The following is a 16600-nucleotide window of genomic DNA, read 5'->3' as shown; positions in this document are numbered from 1 at the left end:
TATACTGTAATCAGTCAGGAAGTCCTTCGATGACACCGTTCACCAGGTTTGCCATGCTGAAGTTTTTGTTGTGTGTGACTCCCAGACGTACCACCACTAAATTTTTAGAAGGTATAATGACTACAAAGTTTTTTTCGAAGCCATCGAATATAATTGCTTCATTGGGCAAACCGGGATATTCAACTTCTGAGGGATTAGCAGAATTGCCCAGGTTCAGCCAGATCTGTGCGCCGTACTGACGGATCTTTGCTGCAGGTGCTGGTGTTGTCGAATACTTCACCCATCCTTCCGGCAAGATTCGCTCTCCATTCCAGACACCATCGTTCAGGTATAGCAACCCGAGGCGAGCCCAATCACGGGCCGAAGCAAAGGAGTAAGATGATGCCACAAATGTTCCGGAAGCGTCCGGCTCAATCACGGCATGGTTCATGCCGATCTTGTAAAAAAGTTTTTTATAGGGAAACTGATAGTATGCTGTGTCGCCCACGGTCTGCCTGATTATGCGTGAGAGTATATTTGTGGTTCCGCTTGAGTATTGAAAGAATGTACCGGGCTCATGTTTTAATTTTCGTGACGCTGCATAGGCTGCCTTATCATCGCTCTTGATAAACATCTGGTGGAAATCGGCAGTAGGCGAGAAATAAGATTCAGACCATTCAATTCCGCTGCTGGCCTGCAGCAAATTGTTTAAGGTAATGTTGTGGCGCTCATCGTCTTTCCATTCGGGAACTGGCGCAGCTTCTTCTGTTTTTAACTTTCCTTCCTTCACCAGTATACCGATCAATGCGTTGGTTATACTCTTGGTCATCGACCAGCCCATCAAGCGACTGTTGTGATCATAGCCGTCTGCATACTTCTCGGCAATGAGTTGTCCGTTATATACTACAGCAACGCCATGTGTATAGATCGTTTTCTCAGGATCTATATCCGCGAAAGCGTTATTTACTGCTTCTTTTATTTTGGTATAGTCAACGCCTTGCAGAATGGTATCGGCTATACTATTTCCGGAAGGCCATGCGAGTGAATCCTGGTTTGCAGCAACCGGCGGTCTTTTAATAGATTGACTTCTTACAACGTCCTCTTCCTGCTCTGCGAGTAAAGTACATCCCAGCCGGTCCCTATATATAGCTTTACTTGTTTTCCAAAACATGGAGACAGATACAGAAGAATCTTTGCGGTTCACTTCATACGGTAAAGATGGCATTCCGGGAAAAACCTGGAACTCTTCCTGTACCACACTTTCTGGCGTGCGATTCGTAACATATACACAGGAGCACATGGTTTTCGCTGCCATGCCTGTCATAATGGTAGGAAAGAAGATCAGAATATAGGTGAGCGTAGCAACAATGATTACAAGAAGGCTGATGCCAAGATACCGGAAGAATTTCTTCATGACGGATGTTACAATTTCGTGTGTTAACAAAGCTACTATTCGTTTTGAAATAGCATCATGTGGTCTACATTAATTCTAGTATTATTGAGAAAATATTGGTTGTGGCCGTAAACAGAAACAAACTCACAGCTGCTGCGCTGAAAGAGTTTTTAGATCAGAAGGTAGCGTTATATAACCAGCCGGACTTCATCGAAAATGATCCGGTCTCCATTCCGCATGCTTTTAAAAAAAAGCAGGATATAGAAATTGCCGGATTGTTTGCTGCTGTGTTGGCGTGGGGTCAGCGCAAAACGATCATCAATAAATGCAGGCAACTCATGACGATGATGGACAATGATCCGCATGAATTTATCCTTCATCATCGCGAGAAAGATTTAAAGCCGTTGCTTCTTTTCAAGCATCGTACTTTCAATGCTACCGATACGTTGTACTTTATTGAAGCGCTGAAGTGGTACTATCAAAATCATCGTTCACTGGAAGATGCATTTTATGCAGGAGATAAAGTGGATACGGTGGAGCAGGGGCTCAACCAATTTCAGGAATTATTTTTTAGTCTTGATGATGCACCACACCGTACACGAAAACACATTCCATCGCCTGCTCGAAAATCTACCTGCAAGCGACTGGTGATGTACCTTCGATGGATGGTGCGTGATGATGATAAGGGGGTGGACTTCGGCATCTGGAAAAAAATCAAGCCGTCACAATTGATCTGCCCTTGTGATGTGCATGTGGATCGCGTTGCCCGCAGACTCAAACTCATCAAGCGAAAGCAAACCGATTGGCAGACGGCACTTGAACTTACTGCACGGCTGCGTGTACTCGATCCAGCCGATCCCGTGAAGTATGATTTCGCGTTGTTCGGCCTGGGCATCGAAGAGGGGAGAGCAAAACGTATTGCATAATTTTAATTTTTTGAATTAGAATGGTTACCTTTCATCCCTTGTCATAAAGCTTTAATCGAATAGATTCACTGCTGAAATAAACGAGGTAGTAAAAAAGTTGTGGGATAGCGTAGTTTGCAAAATCTATCAACCAAAGACCGCTTATGAAAATGAAAAACTTTGTTGCACTGTGGGTATGTATGTTAACGTTTCAATTTTTATTTGCGCAACAACCTGCAGAAGAAACTCCAATACAAACGCAGCCTGAGAACTATACGTTGCGTGAGCGCTATAGCATCATGAAGGCGAAGTCACAATCCTTTAAGGAATATAAAGTTGTGAAAGAAAGCGTGATGGATGGAGTCTGGAAAATTACGCGCGATTCTTTGGCAGCAAAAGATGTTGCCATTCTTGCCGCCAATAAAAACATTGAGCAATTAAAAAAGCAAGTAACACAGGTAAAGGATTCTCTTCAGAAAAAGGAGCAGTCGATGGCGGCAACGCTTCACGACAGTACACATATTTCTGTGTTGGGAATTGACATTCAGAAAAGTGCTTTCCTCACCCTCTTTGCTGTTTTGCTGGTAGCACTGGCATTTGTTATAGTTACATTGGCGGGCCGTATGAAGATGATCAACAAATCACTACATGAAAAGAAGCTGACCATCAATATGCTAACCAATGAATACGAAGAGTATAAACGTAGAGCGATGGAGAAACAAACCAAGCTTTCACGCGAACTGCAGGACGAACGCAATAAACTATCATCTATACGCAATTCATAATTGATGTTTGTATAAACATCTGTTTTTTGATCATATCGGGATTTACTTCTATACTTCTGTCCCTATAGTCGGGTTATGATAGGATATATTCTCGAATGGTAATTCGATGGTGAACACGGTTCTTTTGTTTACTTCACTTTCAACATATACTTTCCCCTTGAGCAGCTGCACAAGTTCTTTCACGATTGAAAGTCCTAAGCCGGTTGAGCTTTCACCATCGGTAGGTCGTGCACTGAGCTTTTTAAATTTTTTGAATAACATACCGATCTCCTCCGGAGGTATACCAGGGCCACCGTCTTCTACTTCTATTTTCACAACGTTTTCGTGTTGCAAAATGCGGACGATAACTTCTTTATTCTTAGGAGAGAATTTTAGCGCGTTGGACAAAAGATTTTCAAGTATCCGTTGCATTGCAGAAACATCAATGGTCAGATTTATATCCGGGCAGTGATCTTTTAACGTCAGCTTTATATTCTTCGCTGCCGCACTTTCTTTAAACACATAAAGATGATGTTTTACGAGGTTGCTCATATTTACCTTCTCGGGATTAACATCATTTATACCTTGTTCAATTTTGTTGATGTCAAGAAGATTGATAATGAGGTTCTGCATGTTGTTACAGGCCTGTTGTATATAGTGTATATACTCACTCTGATCGCTGGAGAGATCATTTCCTTTTTGCATTTTAATCAGGCTAATCAGACCTATAATATTATTGATCGGGCTTTTTAAATCATGCGCTGCTATACTGAGGAAATTGTTTTTCTCTTCATTGAAGTACACAAGCTTTTTATTGACGTCCATCAATTGTCGTTCGTATTCCTTTCTTTCAGTTATGTCTGTCACATTTCCGCGGCTCATCAGGTATGTACCGTCTTCGTTATATATAGCCGTAGCATTTAGCAGCACAGGAAACGTGCTCCCATCTTTTCGCAGAAAAGTATGCTCCTTGTTATGAATGGCTCCTGTTTTTTTAAAACTGGCAAAATCATCATAATACGATTGATGCTCTTCCGGTATAAGTATACTTGTAATCTGCATTTTACCCAGTACTTCTTCTTTGGTATACCCAAGCCATTTTAATTCGGTCTGGTTCATCCGGATAATGATGCCTTCCGGAGATAGCGAATGATAGCCGCAGGGAGCGTTGTTATAGAGGTCCTGTACTTCCTGCAAAGCATCTTCTGTTTTGATATGCCGCACTTGCAGCGTCTCATAAAATGTTTCCAGCTCTTCCATATTTTGTTGCAGCTCTTCATTTAGCTGTTCCGTTAAGTCAGATTGTTGTTGCAGCTCAAGCGTACGTTGCTTTACTTTTTGCTCAAGCACTTCATTAGCCGTGTTAAGCTGACCGATCAGTTCTTTGTTCTTGCGATCTTTCTGCACGATGGTGATCAGCGCCAGAAGAGAAACGAAAGCGATCAGTGTAAAACTGCTGTAGCGTACAATCGTCTGCCGTTTATTGGTAAGCATAACTTGTTGCAGACGATCCGCCAGAAGTACTTTCTCGTGTCCACTGAAGATTGACTTCAGTACCTGTATACTATCCATCAGTGTTTTTCCTTTACCTTTTTTTACAAAATTGGATGCACTGTCTTTCCCATATATACTATAATACCGGATCGCGTCCCGGATAAGGTCATGCTTTTGTTGTATGATCGGAAAAAGTTTGCTCGTGAGTAAGAATGTCTGATGCGGATTATCAGAGACAAGATGAAGAAGCGAATCTTCGGTAATCATTAGTACAAGGCTGTTGCTCTCCATATTTTTAAGGTAGTCGGTGTTACCGGTTAATATATAACCGCGTTGACTTGATTCCATGTCCTTTAAAAGCGCGAGGAGTTCTGACGATTGTCCGATAGCTTGGTAAGTATGAAACACCCACTCTACGCGGTGCCGGCTGTCGCGGACTGCGAAGTGCGTTATAGCAGCACTTATTCCGGTAAGTACTATAGAGCTTACCAGCAATATGAGAATGCTGTAGGTTTTCATTTGGATGGGCCAGAGGAAGATAACACAAAAACTCGGGAAGACCTATAAAATATTCAGGTTTATGGTGTAGGTTATACAATTATGAGCGAAGTGGAATCGAAAAATTTCAGCAGCAGCTTAATTTTTTTTAAACTTTATGAACTCCGTGTAACCAAACTGCAATCCTTAAGTTACCCCTTTTGAAAACTTTATCTTCTGAATTGGACGCACTTACAGACAATGCCTTGATGCTGAAAGTCAGGGATGGCGATCTCGATAAAATGAGCTTGCTCTTCGAGCGGTATAAGAAACCTTTGTTCGGTTTTTTCTACCACATGAATAAAGATTCCGAGCTCAGTGAAGATTTGGTGCAGAATGTTTTCTTCCGGATACTGAAGTATCGCTATCTCTTCCGCGGAGAGGGCGACTTTAAAACCTGGATGTTTCACATCGCGCGCAATGTGAGTCACGACCATCACCGGAAGAACAAGCTCGCTGCCAAGGATTCACTGGAGGCATGGGAAGATAAACTCGGAAGCGATGAGAATCGCTCGTCTGTCATGCAGCGTGAAGAAGAGATGCAACTACTTTCCATGGCCATGGACAGGTTGCCGGAAGAAAAGCGAGAGATCTTGTTGCTCAGCAAATTTCAGGACAAGAAGTATAAAGAGATTGGCGAGATACTCGGGTGCTCGGAAGGAGCCGTGAAGGTAAAAGTTTTCAGAGCGCTACAGGACTTGAAGGAAATGTATCAGAAGCTGGAGACGCGATACTAAAGATTGTATCCGATACAGGATTTAAAACAAGATTATGGAACAGGTAAATATAGGGGCGCTGTTAACGAAGTATAATGCAGGGCAAGCAAATGCAGAAGAGGTAAAGATGATCGAGAAATGCATTGAAGAAGGCGTGATCGATTTGGCAGATCTTCACAAGCTGAATTTGCTGAATGAACAGGTTATTCATGCGGAAGATCCTTCACCTTCTTTAGAACTGGATGATCGTTTTTATCACATGCTGGCACAGGAAAAAAAACAAGCTAAAACATTTTCGTGGAAGCAGTTCTTTGCCTGGCCGGAAATTATACCGCGTCTTGCTTTTGCTTCGGTAACGTTAATCATCGGCCTTGCTGCAGGATATTTTATTCGCCAGCAGCCTGCAGGTAATACGAACCACGGAGAGATTGCTGTGCTGAGCCAACAGGTTACAGATCTCAAAGAGATGATGATGCTTTCACTGCTTGAAAAAGAATCGGCGACAGATCGGTTGAAGGCAGTAAGTCTCACACAGGATATGGATCAGGTAAGCAATAAAGTTACCCTTGCCTTATTGGAAACGCTTAACAATGATAGCAACGTAAACGTAAGGCTCGCGGCACTGGATGCTCTGAAAGCATATGCAAAAGAAAGTGCTGTGCGTGAGGAATTGATTCGCTCGATAGCAAAACAAGAATCACCACTGGTGCAACTTGAACTTGCCGAGCTGATGGCAGCACTCCAGGCTAAATCTTCTGTAAAAGAACTCGAGAAACTCCTACAGGACAAGAACACTCCCAAAGAGGTAAAGAAGAAAATACAGGAAAGTATACAAGTAATTATCTGATAGCAACCGGTGCATGCCCGGGCTGCTTAAAAGAAAGAGTGAAATATATAGCTGAGGTTTACTAAACAACTGCATTATGAAAACAGCATTACTATTGGTTTGTATGATGCTTTGTGCTGTAGCGATACAGGCACAGACTCATACGGAGAAAATAACAAAGGAATTTACGTTCGAGAAAAAAGATGTTGCCAACGCGCTCATGATTGCCAACATAAATGGAAATATACAGGTAGAAGGATATACCGGAGATAAGATCCTGGTAGAAGTTACCAAAACGATAACGGCTAAAACACAAGAGCGTCTTGAAAAAGGCAAACAGGAAATCAAGCTTGGGGTTATCGATCTTGTAGATACAATCATCCTGTATTCTGAAGGCGAGTGCAACACGTTTGGACGTACATCTGAAAACAACAGAAGTAAAAACAAAAAGAGCTGGCGGTATAACTGGAATAACAACTGTAAAGAATGCCACGCAGAGTATGATTGGAAACTAGACTTTGTGGTGAAAGTACCAGCGCATGTAAACGTAGATGTAAGTACAATCAACAACGGCAACGTAGTTGTGCAGGGAATCACTGGTATAGTAATGGCCAATAATATTAATGGCAGCATCAAGTTACAGAACCTGGTACGCGAAGCAGAGGCTAGCACCATCAATGGAAACCTGGATGTTGAGTATGCGGCTAACCCGAAGAAAGACTGTCGCTTCTATTCGCTCAATGGAGATATCAACGCATGGTTTCAAAAAGGACTTGCTGCCAATTTAAGTTTCGAAAGCTTCAATGGTAATTTTTATACCAACATCGATAAACTGCAATCACTGCCTGCGCAAATCGAAAAGAGTCAGAAAGGAGAGGGTATACGTTTCAAAGTGAACGGCAACCGATATCAGGCTGGTACAGGCGGAATTCTACTCGACTTCGAAACTTTTAATGGTAATGTATACCTGAAGGAAAAAACAAACTAAATATATACCAGAAGATAAAGTGTCTTTATGCCGGAAGGCATCCGCTAGGATTGCCCTCGAGGAAAGTAAAATGAATCAGAAAAAAGAGAATACAGACTATATGAAAAATCAAGTATTAGCAATTGCCCTGGTGTTGATCACCTTCGGGTTGATATTGATAACATCATCCATTACAAACGCGCAGAGCAATAATGAATTCACGGTACCGCTCAGCGATCCGTCCAAGCGAGGCAAGCTTAAGGCACATTTAAACTATGGATCGATCACGGTAAAAGGAACTGCCAGAAAAGATGTACTGGTAAAATATAAAGCTATAGAGGATGGCGACTGCGAAGATTGTGATGATGATACGCAGGAGCATGATCGCAACCATAATCGTAATCGTGGTGAAAATAAAAGCAAAGATCCGAAAGGGACGGAGGGACTTCGTAAAATTGGCGGAGGAGGTATGGATCTGGAGGTAACAGAGGCGAGCAACTTTGTAAAAGTTCAGTCCAATTCATGGAACAACAAACTTGATCTTGAAATTGAAGTGCCTTCTGGTTTTGATATGGAAGTACATACTTATAACGATGGCGATTTGATGATCACCAATGTGCAGGGAGAACTTGAGCTCACCAACTACAACGGAGAGATCACAGCCCTTAATATTTCGGGATCTGTTGTAGCGACAACCTATAATGGAGAAGTAAAGGTTACATTCGATAAAGTAAAAGAAGGTGCACCGATGTCGTTCTCTACTTTCAATGGAGATATAGACCTTACATTTCCTGCGGCGTTGAAAGCGAGTTTTAAAATGAAAACTGAACAAGGTGAAATCTTTACCGGCTTCGATATGAAAATGACCAACACCGGTCCGGTACAGAAGAAAGATGCGAAGTCTGGTGTATACCGTGTTACGATCGATGACTATAAACGTGGTGATGTAAACGGGGGAGGAGCAGAGATCACACTGAAGAACTACAACGGAGATATTTATGTAAGGAAGAAATAACCTATATTTTTCAAGGTTGATATAGAGAAGATTGCGACTTTATATACTTAGTGGTTTATTGGAAAGCGGCATGACATAATAGTCTGCCGCTTTTTCATGATACCCCAGTATTCTGTAACGAAACAGAGGAATATATTTTTCGAAGTGAAAACCATGTTTACTTTCTATTACGTAAGTGAAGAAGTTAATAGTTTTTTACAAAGGTTTTGCGAATTTTGATAACAGAATCCAACAACACGATATGCCACTAGCAACAGGAACCAAGGCCCCGGATTTTACATTAGGGTCTACCAGCGGAAGAGATTTTACCTTGTATAAGGATATGAAGAACAAACCGTGCGTATTGTATTTTTATCCAAAGGATTTTTCAGTAGGCTGTACCAATGAAGCGTGTAGTTTCAGAGATACATTTGAAGTGTTCAAGGAGTTGAACATCACGATTATCGGCATCAGTAGAGATACGCTGGAAAGCCATGCGAAATTTAAAAAGACGTTGGCGCTTCCATTTGATTTACTGGCAGATAATGGTGGGAAAGTTTGCGAGTTATATGATACGCAATTGCCTTTTGTACCGATGTTTACCAAACGTACAACGTATCTGCTGGATAAGGATCATACCATTCTTGCGATGTATCAGAATATATTCTCATCGAAGAAGCACATTAAGGCCATGGTAGAAAATGTTACTGCACCTGCGGCACGGAAGGCTCTGTGAGATTAATCCCACCATGGCAACGGTAACCTGATTTCATTAACGGAGGTTACAACCATATCGGGTTTGAATGCATACTTGATCAGGTCTTCCTTGCGAGTGATACCGCTCAGCGTAAGAATAGTTTTATATCCCATCTGTACACCACCTTGAATGTCGGTATCCATTGTATCACCGATTACAGTGGTATCAGCGGTTTCAAGTCCGAGCGCTTTACGTGCAGAGCGCATCATTACCGGACCAGGTTTACCAATCACAAATGCTTTTATACCGGATGCTTCTTCAATCATCGCAGTAGTAGCCGCTATACCGAGATTGGACCAGCCTGCTTTTTTCGGAGAAGGATCACGATTGGTGGTAATAAATTTAGCACCGGCAAGAATCATATCCACGGCACGTTGTACCATCTCTAACGTAAAATTTCTTCCCTCACCTAACACCACAAAATCAGGATCAGTCTCTACCAACGAAATTCCATTTTCATGTAAACTCGTAAGTAATCCACCTTCACCTAAAACATAGGCAGAGCCATTCGGAATTTGTCCTGCCAGAAATTTACCGGTAGCCATCGCACTGGTATAGATATGCTTAACGTCAACATTAATGCCCAGCTTCTTTAGTTTACGCACAGCTTCAAGTCGCGTACGCTGACTATTATTCGTCATGAACATAAAGGGAATATCTTTTGCCAGTAACATGGCTATAAATTCATCAGCGCCAGGTATAAGTATATCACCACCATATACAACGCCATCCATGTCAATTAATAAACCTTTTGCCATTTTTATAATATTGATAATGTATAAATCAAAGATTGCGATTTTATTACGCACAGCGAAGAAAACAAGTAAGTATTTACAGACCGGATATAATTATACTCTGTATTTATAGTTCACATCGCACCAACACGCACACACCATCGCAACGTTAAAGCTTCCTCGTAGTATTTCTGATAATGAGTTCCGTAGGCAGCACTTTCGTGATGGGCTTGAATTCTTGCTTGTTGTCCAGTTGCTGGATGAAAAGTTTGGCCGCGGTTTGTCCCATCTGGTAAGCAGGCTGTGCGATAGTAGTAAGCGATGGTTCAATGAACTGCGATACCGGCTCATTGGTAAATCCCACCAACGATATTTCATCCGGTATACGTATACCTTTTTCTTTTAACACTTGCATCGCCAGAATTGCCACAGGGTCGTTCATGCAAAATATAGCATCAGGTCGTTGAGGTAAATCGAGAAGTTTATGCGTTGCTTCGGTTGGGTCCGTATGAAGATCTTTACAGTGTATCACCAGTTCTTCATCAAACGCTATATTATAGTTTCGTATAGCATCACGATAGCCGCGTAAACGCTGATCGCTCACATATAGCGAATCAGGTCCTCCTATAAATGCGATCCGTTTACATCCTGTCTTGATCAAATGCTCGACACCTTTAAAGGCACCGTTGTGATCATCAACCACCACTTTGGAAACATCGAGGTCGCTCGTAATACGATCAAACAATACGATCGGAATTTGTTTCGCGATAAGGTGCTCGAGGTGTTCTACGTTTTTTGTCTGACTTGAAAGTGAGATCAGCAAACCGTCCACACGATTCGAAACCAGCATGTGAATGTTTGACTTTTCTGTGCGCAATGATTCCATTGACTGACAGATCATAATGCTATAATCATGCTTGGCAGAATATTCCTGGATGCCGCTGATCACCGATGAAAAGAAATGCATCGCGATTTCGGGAACCACTACACCAATGGTGTTCGTCTTTTTGATCCGGAGACTTTGCGCTACACGATTCGGTTCGTAATGTAATTGCTTGGCCAGTTCGAGCACAGCTTTTTTGGTTTCCGGGTTTACATCCGGAGCATTTCGAAGTGCACGAGAAACCGTAGAAATAGAAATATTAAGCTTGAGAGCGAGATCGCGAATGGTAGCCTGGGGGTTTTTCATCACAGAAAATGGCTCAATAGTACAAGGTCATAAGGTAATATCAAAACCGCTTAAGGTGTTGTAATATGCAAACGATTTCCAGAATAATGTTCTGAAATGATAGATAAATTCTTATTTGACAACGTTTCCGGAATCGTTATTTTTAAAATATAATTTTGCGTGAGCATCCTAATTGAAACAATTCAATTATTTCGCCATGTGCAAGTTCGAAGCTTTTATTCGGTTAGAGGCTTCTTTCCTAAACCCAAACTATGCTTGATAAGAAAGACGATCAGGAATTATTTGATAGGGTATGTCAAGGCGATCAACGCGCTTTTTCTATTCTTTTTGATCGCCATTGGAAACGACTTTACCAGGCAGCCTGTCGCGTAATCGAAGATGAAACCGTGGCACAGGATATCGTGCAGGATGTACTTATTTCGCTATGGGAAAAAGGACGCGATCGAAATATACTCAACATCGGTGCGTACCTATACCAGGCTGTACGACTGCAATGTTTTATGCACTTACGCTCTGGTGCTATCTCTAAAAAACATCTCGAACATATTAACCTCGTTGCCACGGCAAACGAAACAGAGGAAACACTTCATGCTGCTGAATTACAAACAGCACTGGAGGAAAGCATCGCGACTCTTCCGGAAAAATGCCGCGAGATATTTTACATGAGCCGATACGAACTTCTGCCCAATAAGAAAATTGCAGAGCAACTGCACATCTCACCGAAGACCGTTGAGAACCAAATAACAAAAGCACTTCGCATGCTCCGACTCTCGTTGGACAAACTCGTGATGCTGGCTTCGGTACTGCTCAGTTTTCCTTCCTGAAAAAAAATCTGATCTGACGATAGGGGCTAACACAATCGTGTGCAACTATAGTACAGATCATGAAAATAGACGAACGCCAATTCCAGAAATTGCTGGATGCCTACATTCAAGGCACAGCTTCTCCGGCTGAAAAAAAACTGCTGGATGATTTCTTTGCTTCTTACCCGGAAGCAGAACAGCGCATCTCGCAGAAAGATGACGACATCAAACACGAGCTATGGATGAAGCTTTCCGGGAAACTGGAAGACCGTCAACCCGTCAACAGACTTTCACTTTCGCCATGGTACTCTATCGCAGCAACGGTATTGTTGTGTATAACCATGCTCTATTTCCTGGTATATAAAAAGAAGGAAGAGATGGCAAAGCCGGAAGTACTTGTGATGCAGGAGCAGACTGCCGAGACTATACCCGGACAACGATTAAAGATCGAGTTGATTGATGGCAGTGAAGTAGTTCTTAATGCAAATAGCAAGCTCAGGTTTCCACAACAGTTTACTGGTACAACGCGCGAAGTATACCTGGAAGGTGAAGCATACTTTCATGTGGCACACGATTCTTCAAAACCATTTATAGTACATACTGCATCTGCAAACACAACGGTGTTGGGTACATCTTTTAATGTACGGTCATTATCAGCAAATAAAATTACAGAGATAACCCTGGTAGAAGGAAAAGTAAATGTAGGTTCTGGCCTCTATACCAAACAGGTACATGCAGTTATTCTCGCGCCCAATCAGCAAGCTATTGTCAGTGGAAATAACGAAGCCATTGTTACAAAAAAAGTAGATGTATCATACTATATAGATTGGAAAGACAACATCCTTCACTTCAACAACATCACCGTGCGCGAGGCAGCCGCATTGCTCGAGCAGTGGTATAATGTAGATATAATTTTTCAGGACCCTGCACTGGGTAATTGCGTGATCAACGCTACCTATCAAAAAGAAACGCTGCCGAATATTTTGAAAAGTATGGAGTATATGCTCAAGATAACCTGCACACAAAAAGGGAACACCGTGGTGATGCAGGGCAACGGATGCAACATGAAACCCAAACAAAACAATATATGACCGAAAAGACCAGATTAAATCCACCGTAGATATTCAGGATCTCAACACAGTTGAGAGTAAAAGATAGTCCGGGTACAAACATTTTGGCCGATGGTTGCCCGGACTATAGCCTGAGAATTAGTGATAAAACTCAAACCATAACAAACCTATGAAATTTTTACGTAAGCTGTTCATGCTTATATCGAAGTACACATTGCGCCTTTTTATCATACAGGTAATTTGTATGAATCTGGGCTTTGCAGCGTCCACCAACAGCCAGAGCCTGGACAAGGTAAAAGTCTCGCTTTCGCTGGATGACGCTTCGCTTACCACTGTGTTTAAAGCGTTGGAAGAGAAAACACGATTCGTGTTCGCGTACTCCGCACAGTTGGGATCGGTCGATAAATCATTCGACTTGCACTATAAAAATGTTTCGCTTCGGCAGGTGCTGGAAGATCTTTCTGCACAAGCATCTATCGAATTCAAGCGCATCAACAAAACCATTTCGGTTACTACCAAAGAAGCGCGAATCGTTAAAGCCGTACAGGTTGCTATACCGATACGAGGAACTATAAAAGATGAAGCCGGTGATCCGTTACCGGGTGTAAATATACTCGAGAAGGGAACGGCGAATGGAACTTCTTCCGATGCGAACGGAGAATTTACCATGCAGGTTCAGGACGAAAACAGTGTTCTCGTCTTTTCATTTATAGGCTATACCTCGCAGGAAGTTACGGTGGGATCACAAACTTCACTGAGTATACAATTGATTCAGGATGTTACCACCATGCAGGAGATCGTAGTGATCGGCTATGGTGAACAGGAAAAGAAAGACCTCACCGGTGCGGTTTCCATTGTAGATTCGAAAGCTGTACAACAACGACAAGCCACAACCATTGCCGAAGCGATGCAAGGCTTGGCTACCGGTGTTAACATTCGTGGCGGAGGACAACCCGGTTCGGAAGCACAAGTACAGATTCGTGGTTTGAAAAGTTTCAACGGAGCGAACCCGCTATATGTTATCGATGGGCTGGTATCAACCGCCAATCGCGATTTCAACCCGAATGATATAGAGTCTATACAAATTTTAAAAGATGCATCCGCGGCCGCTATATATGGATCACGTGCCGCTAACGGTGTGATCATCATCACTACGAAAAAAGGGAAGGAGGGACCGATGAAAGTTGAGTTCTCCGGAAAGACTGGTGTTCAAACTATACCACGTTATGATCTCGCTGGTACGGAAGAATTCGCGCGACTGAACTATATGGCGTATGATAATGCAGGGAAGACTCGTCAGAACCTTGATCTTTCTGTTGATACCGATTGGCAGGATGAAACATTTCAGACGGGCTCTATCCAGGATTATAATTTAAGTTTTTCCGGTGGTGGTAAAAACGGTAGTTACCTGGTATCCGGAAATTATTTCAGCAATAAAGGAACAGTGATCAGCACCGCGTTCGAGCGACTGAGTTTCCGCGTTAACACACAAGCTTCCAAAGGTATATTTAGCATTGGCGAAAATATAGCCATCAGCAATGCAAAGGCCGATGAGATGTCGGGCAATCCTATATTAGATGTTGTACGCCTGCTCCCAACGATACCGGTATACGATGCCAGTCATCCGGGTGGATATGGTTATGGTGATGAAGCCAAGGCTCGTACGTTTGGAACAAACCCGATCGCTATCGCGGATTTGGAAGATCGCACCAACGAGAATTTCCGTGTACGAGGAAATGTATGGTCCGAGTTAAAGCTGCGTCCGTATTTGAAATATAGGATCAATCTCGGTTATGAAACCAGCAGCGATAATTACAGGTATCTGCGCAAGGTCGGTAACTGGACTTTAAATCAACCTGCAGATCCATCCATCGCCAATGAAAATCGCGCACGCTCCTATATGGCACTGGTAGAAAACACACTGACCTTCGATAAAGAATTCGGGAAGCATAGTCTGAATATATTGGCAGGACAAACTTTTCAGAAAGATAATTATGGACAGATCTGGGGAACAAAGCGAAACCTGATCTCAAATTCAAGTGGTGCCTATTACTCCGTATTGGATGCCGGAGTTACCGATCCGCAGGCCGGTGGGTATGCGAATACAACGGTACTGCTATCCTATCTCGGCCGACTCACGTATGACTATGATGATAAATATTTATTCAGTGCCGTGGTTCGAAGAGATGGAAGCTCACGCCTGAGTAAAGCAAATCGCTGGGACAGCTATCCCTCTATATCTGCAGCGTGGAGGATCAGCCAGGAAAATTTCTTCCAGGTGTCCTGGATCTCCGATCTGAAAATACGTGCAAACTATGGAACGTTGGGAAGCAGTAACATTGGTCCGTATGATTTTCAACCCGTAGTCAATACATTCTCATCCGTTGCTTTTGGTAATGATCAGCATACTGAAACAGGTGCTACACAAGTAAAACTGGTAAACACCGATTTGAAGTGGGAGACCGTTACACAAAAGAACTTCGGTATAGATGGAGCTTTTCTGAATGATAAAGTCAGTGTTACTGCAGAATACTATATATCGGATACAAAAGATGTACTCACACAAATGCCCATCGCGATGACCACCGGTAATGATGGAGGCAACCCGGTAGTGAATGCTGCATCCTTGCAAAACAAAGGCTTCGAATTCTCTGTGACGTATCGTGAAAGCGCTCGCCCGCTAAATTACTTTGTAACCGCCAACCTCACTACGATCAATAACAAAGTGAAAAATTTAGGTTATGGCAGAACAGATATATATGTAGGCAACACGCGTACAGAAATAGGACAGCCCATTGGTATGTGGTATGTATTGGAAACGGATGGCTTGTTTCAGAATCTGGAAGAAGTGCAAAACTATAGGAACAGCACCGGCACCGTTATACAGCCGGATGCAAAACCTGGAGACATCCGCTTTAAAGATACCGATGATAACGGAACGATAAACAACGAAGATAAAGTAGTCGTGGGAAGTCCGTGGCCAGATATAGAGTTAGGCTTGAACCTGGGAGCGTCTTATAAAGGTATAGAGTTTACCATGACGTGGTTTGGATCGTACGGAGCAAAAATATTCAACGGTCCGCGCAGTGTAATGGATCGTTTTGATGATAACTCAAATTACCGTGCAGGCATTCAGCCTTGGACGGAAGAGAATCCCAATACGGATGTACCGCGCGCGCTATATGCCTCTACACTCAACTCACGCGGTGATATAGATCGCTGGCTCGAAAGCGGAAGCTTTACACGCCTGAAGTTTGTGAGCATAGCCTATACATTGCCTACTGAGCTCATCAGCAAAATCGGAATAGAGTCTGCAAAGGTTTCTATCTCCGGACAAAACCTGCTCACGTTTACCAAGTATAAAGGACTCGATCCTGAATTCAACGGTCCTACGATCTACGAGAAAGGCTATGACTTTGGTGTTTTCCCCAATGTGAGAACGGTATCACTGGGCTTACAATTCACATTTTAA

General features: G+C 42.7%; 14 protein-coding genes. 10 read left to right on the top strand and 4 right to left on the bottom strand.

What is annotated here, in order from left to right; all coding sequences use genetic code 11:
- Positions 1–10: 10 nt before the first annotated feature.
- Positions 11–1393: a serine hydrolase domain-containing protein gene (locus B5Y40_RS24455; RefSeq protein ID WP_079689496.1), complete on the bottom strand. Its 1383-nt coding sequence runs from the start codon at positions 1391–1393 to the stop codon at positions 11–13.
- A 101-nt stretch (positions 1394–1494) separates the two neighbouring features.
- Here B5Y40_RS24455 and B5Y40_RS24450 point away from each other — a divergent pair, with 101 nt between their 5' ends.
- Positions 1495–2298: a TIGR02757 family protein gene (locus B5Y40_RS24450; RefSeq protein WP_079689998.1), complete on the top strand. Its 804-nt coding sequence runs from the start codon at positions 1495–1497 to the stop codon at positions 2296–2298.
- 143 nt (positions 2299–2441) lie between these two features.
- Positions 2442–3062 (top strand): F0F1 ATP synthase subunit B, encoded by a 621-nt coding sequence (locus B5Y40_RS24445; protein ID WP_079689495.1) that lies wholly within the window; start codon positions 2442–2444, stop codon positions 3060–3062.
- A 48-nt stretch (positions 3063–3110) separates the two neighbouring features.
- Here the strand turns inward: B5Y40_RS24445 and B5Y40_RS24440 are convergent, their stop codons facing one another.
- Entirely contained in the window at positions 3111–5054 is a 1944-nt protein-coding gene (locus B5Y40_RS24440) for an ATP-binding protein (protein ID WP_079689494.1), read from the bottom strand.
- 179 nt (positions 5055–5233) lie between these two features.
- Here B5Y40_RS24440 and B5Y40_RS24435 point away from each other — a divergent pair, with 179 nt between their 5' ends.
- The 5 genes from B5Y40_RS24435 (at position 5234) to B5Y40_RS24415 (ending at position 9311) form a co-directional block, all read left to right on the top strand.
- Entirely contained in the window at positions 5234–5809 is a 576-nt protein-coding gene (locus tag B5Y40_RS24435; RefSeq protein ID WP_245840756.1) for an RNA polymerase sigma factor, read from the top strand.
- Positions 5810–5843: 34 nt separating this feature from the next.
- The gene (locus B5Y40_RS24430; RefSeq protein WP_079689492.1) at positions 5844–6635 is read left to right on the top strand and encodes a HEAT repeat domain-containing protein; all 792 of its coding nucleotides are present in this window, start codon (positions 5844–5846) and stop codon (positions 6633–6635) included.
- A gap of 76 nt (positions 6636–6711) precedes the next feature.
- Positions 6712–7602, top strand: a complete 891-nt coding sequence (locus B5Y40_RS24425) for a DUF4097 family beta strand repeat-containing protein (RefSeq protein WP_143785926.1) — start codon at positions 6712–6714, stop codon at positions 7600–7602.
- 70 nt (positions 7603–7672) lie between these two features.
- Positions 7673–8596, top strand: a complete 924-nt coding sequence (locus B5Y40_RS24420; RefSeq protein ID WP_079689490.1) for a DUF4097 family beta strand repeat-containing protein — start codon at positions 7673–7675, stop codon at positions 8594–8596.
- Positions 8597–8837: 241 nt separating this feature from the next.
- A complete protein-coding gene (locus B5Y40_RS24415; protein WP_079689489.1) occupies positions 8838–9311 on the top strand; it encodes a peroxiredoxin in 474 nt (157 codons plus the stop codon).
- 2 nt (positions 9312–9313) lie between these two features.
- On the opposite strand, the gene B5Y40_RS24410 is transcribed toward B5Y40_RS24415, so the two are convergent.
- Complete coding sequence (locus B5Y40_RS24410) at positions 9314–10090, bottom strand: HAD-IIA family hydrolase (protein ID WP_079689488.1); 777 nt, start codon at positions 10088–10090, stop codon at positions 9314–9316.
- Between the two features lie 145 nt (positions 10091–10235).
- Positions 10236–11255 (bottom strand): LacI family DNA-binding transcriptional regulator, encoded by a 1020-nt coding sequence (locus tag B5Y40_RS24405; RefSeq protein ID WP_079689487.1) that lies wholly within the window; start codon positions 11253–11255, stop codon positions 10236–10238.
- A 251-nt stretch (positions 11256–11506) separates the two neighbouring features.
- On the opposite strand from B5Y40_RS24405, the gene B5Y40_RS24400 reads away from it, so the two are divergent.
- The 3 genes from B5Y40_RS24400 (at position 11507) to B5Y40_RS24390 (ending at position 16600) form a co-directional block, all read left to right on the top strand.
- Entirely contained in the window at positions 11507–12079 is a 573-nt protein-coding gene (locus B5Y40_RS24400) for an RNA polymerase sigma-70 factor (protein WP_079689486.1), read from the top strand.
- A 59-nt stretch (positions 12080–12138) separates the two neighbouring features.
- The gene (locus tag B5Y40_RS24395) at positions 12139–13149 is read left to right on the top strand and encodes a FecR family protein (protein WP_079689485.1); all 1011 of its coding nucleotides are present in this window, start codon (positions 12139–12141) and stop codon (positions 13147–13149) included.
- Positions 13150–13297: 148 nt separating this feature from the next.
- Positions 13298–16600 (top strand): TonB-dependent receptor, encoded by a 3303-nt coding sequence (locus B5Y40_RS24390; RefSeq protein WP_245840754.1) that lies wholly within the window; start codon positions 13298–13300, stop codon positions 16598–16600.

Origin of the sequence: Ohtaekwangia koreensis, from assembly GCF_900167975.1 — a bacterium.
Lineage (GTDB): Bacteria > Bacteroidota > Bacteroidia > Cytophagales > Cyclobacteriaceae > Ohtaekwangia > Ohtaekwangia koreensis.
This window is presented reverse-complemented; position numbering and strand designations above follow the sequence as displayed.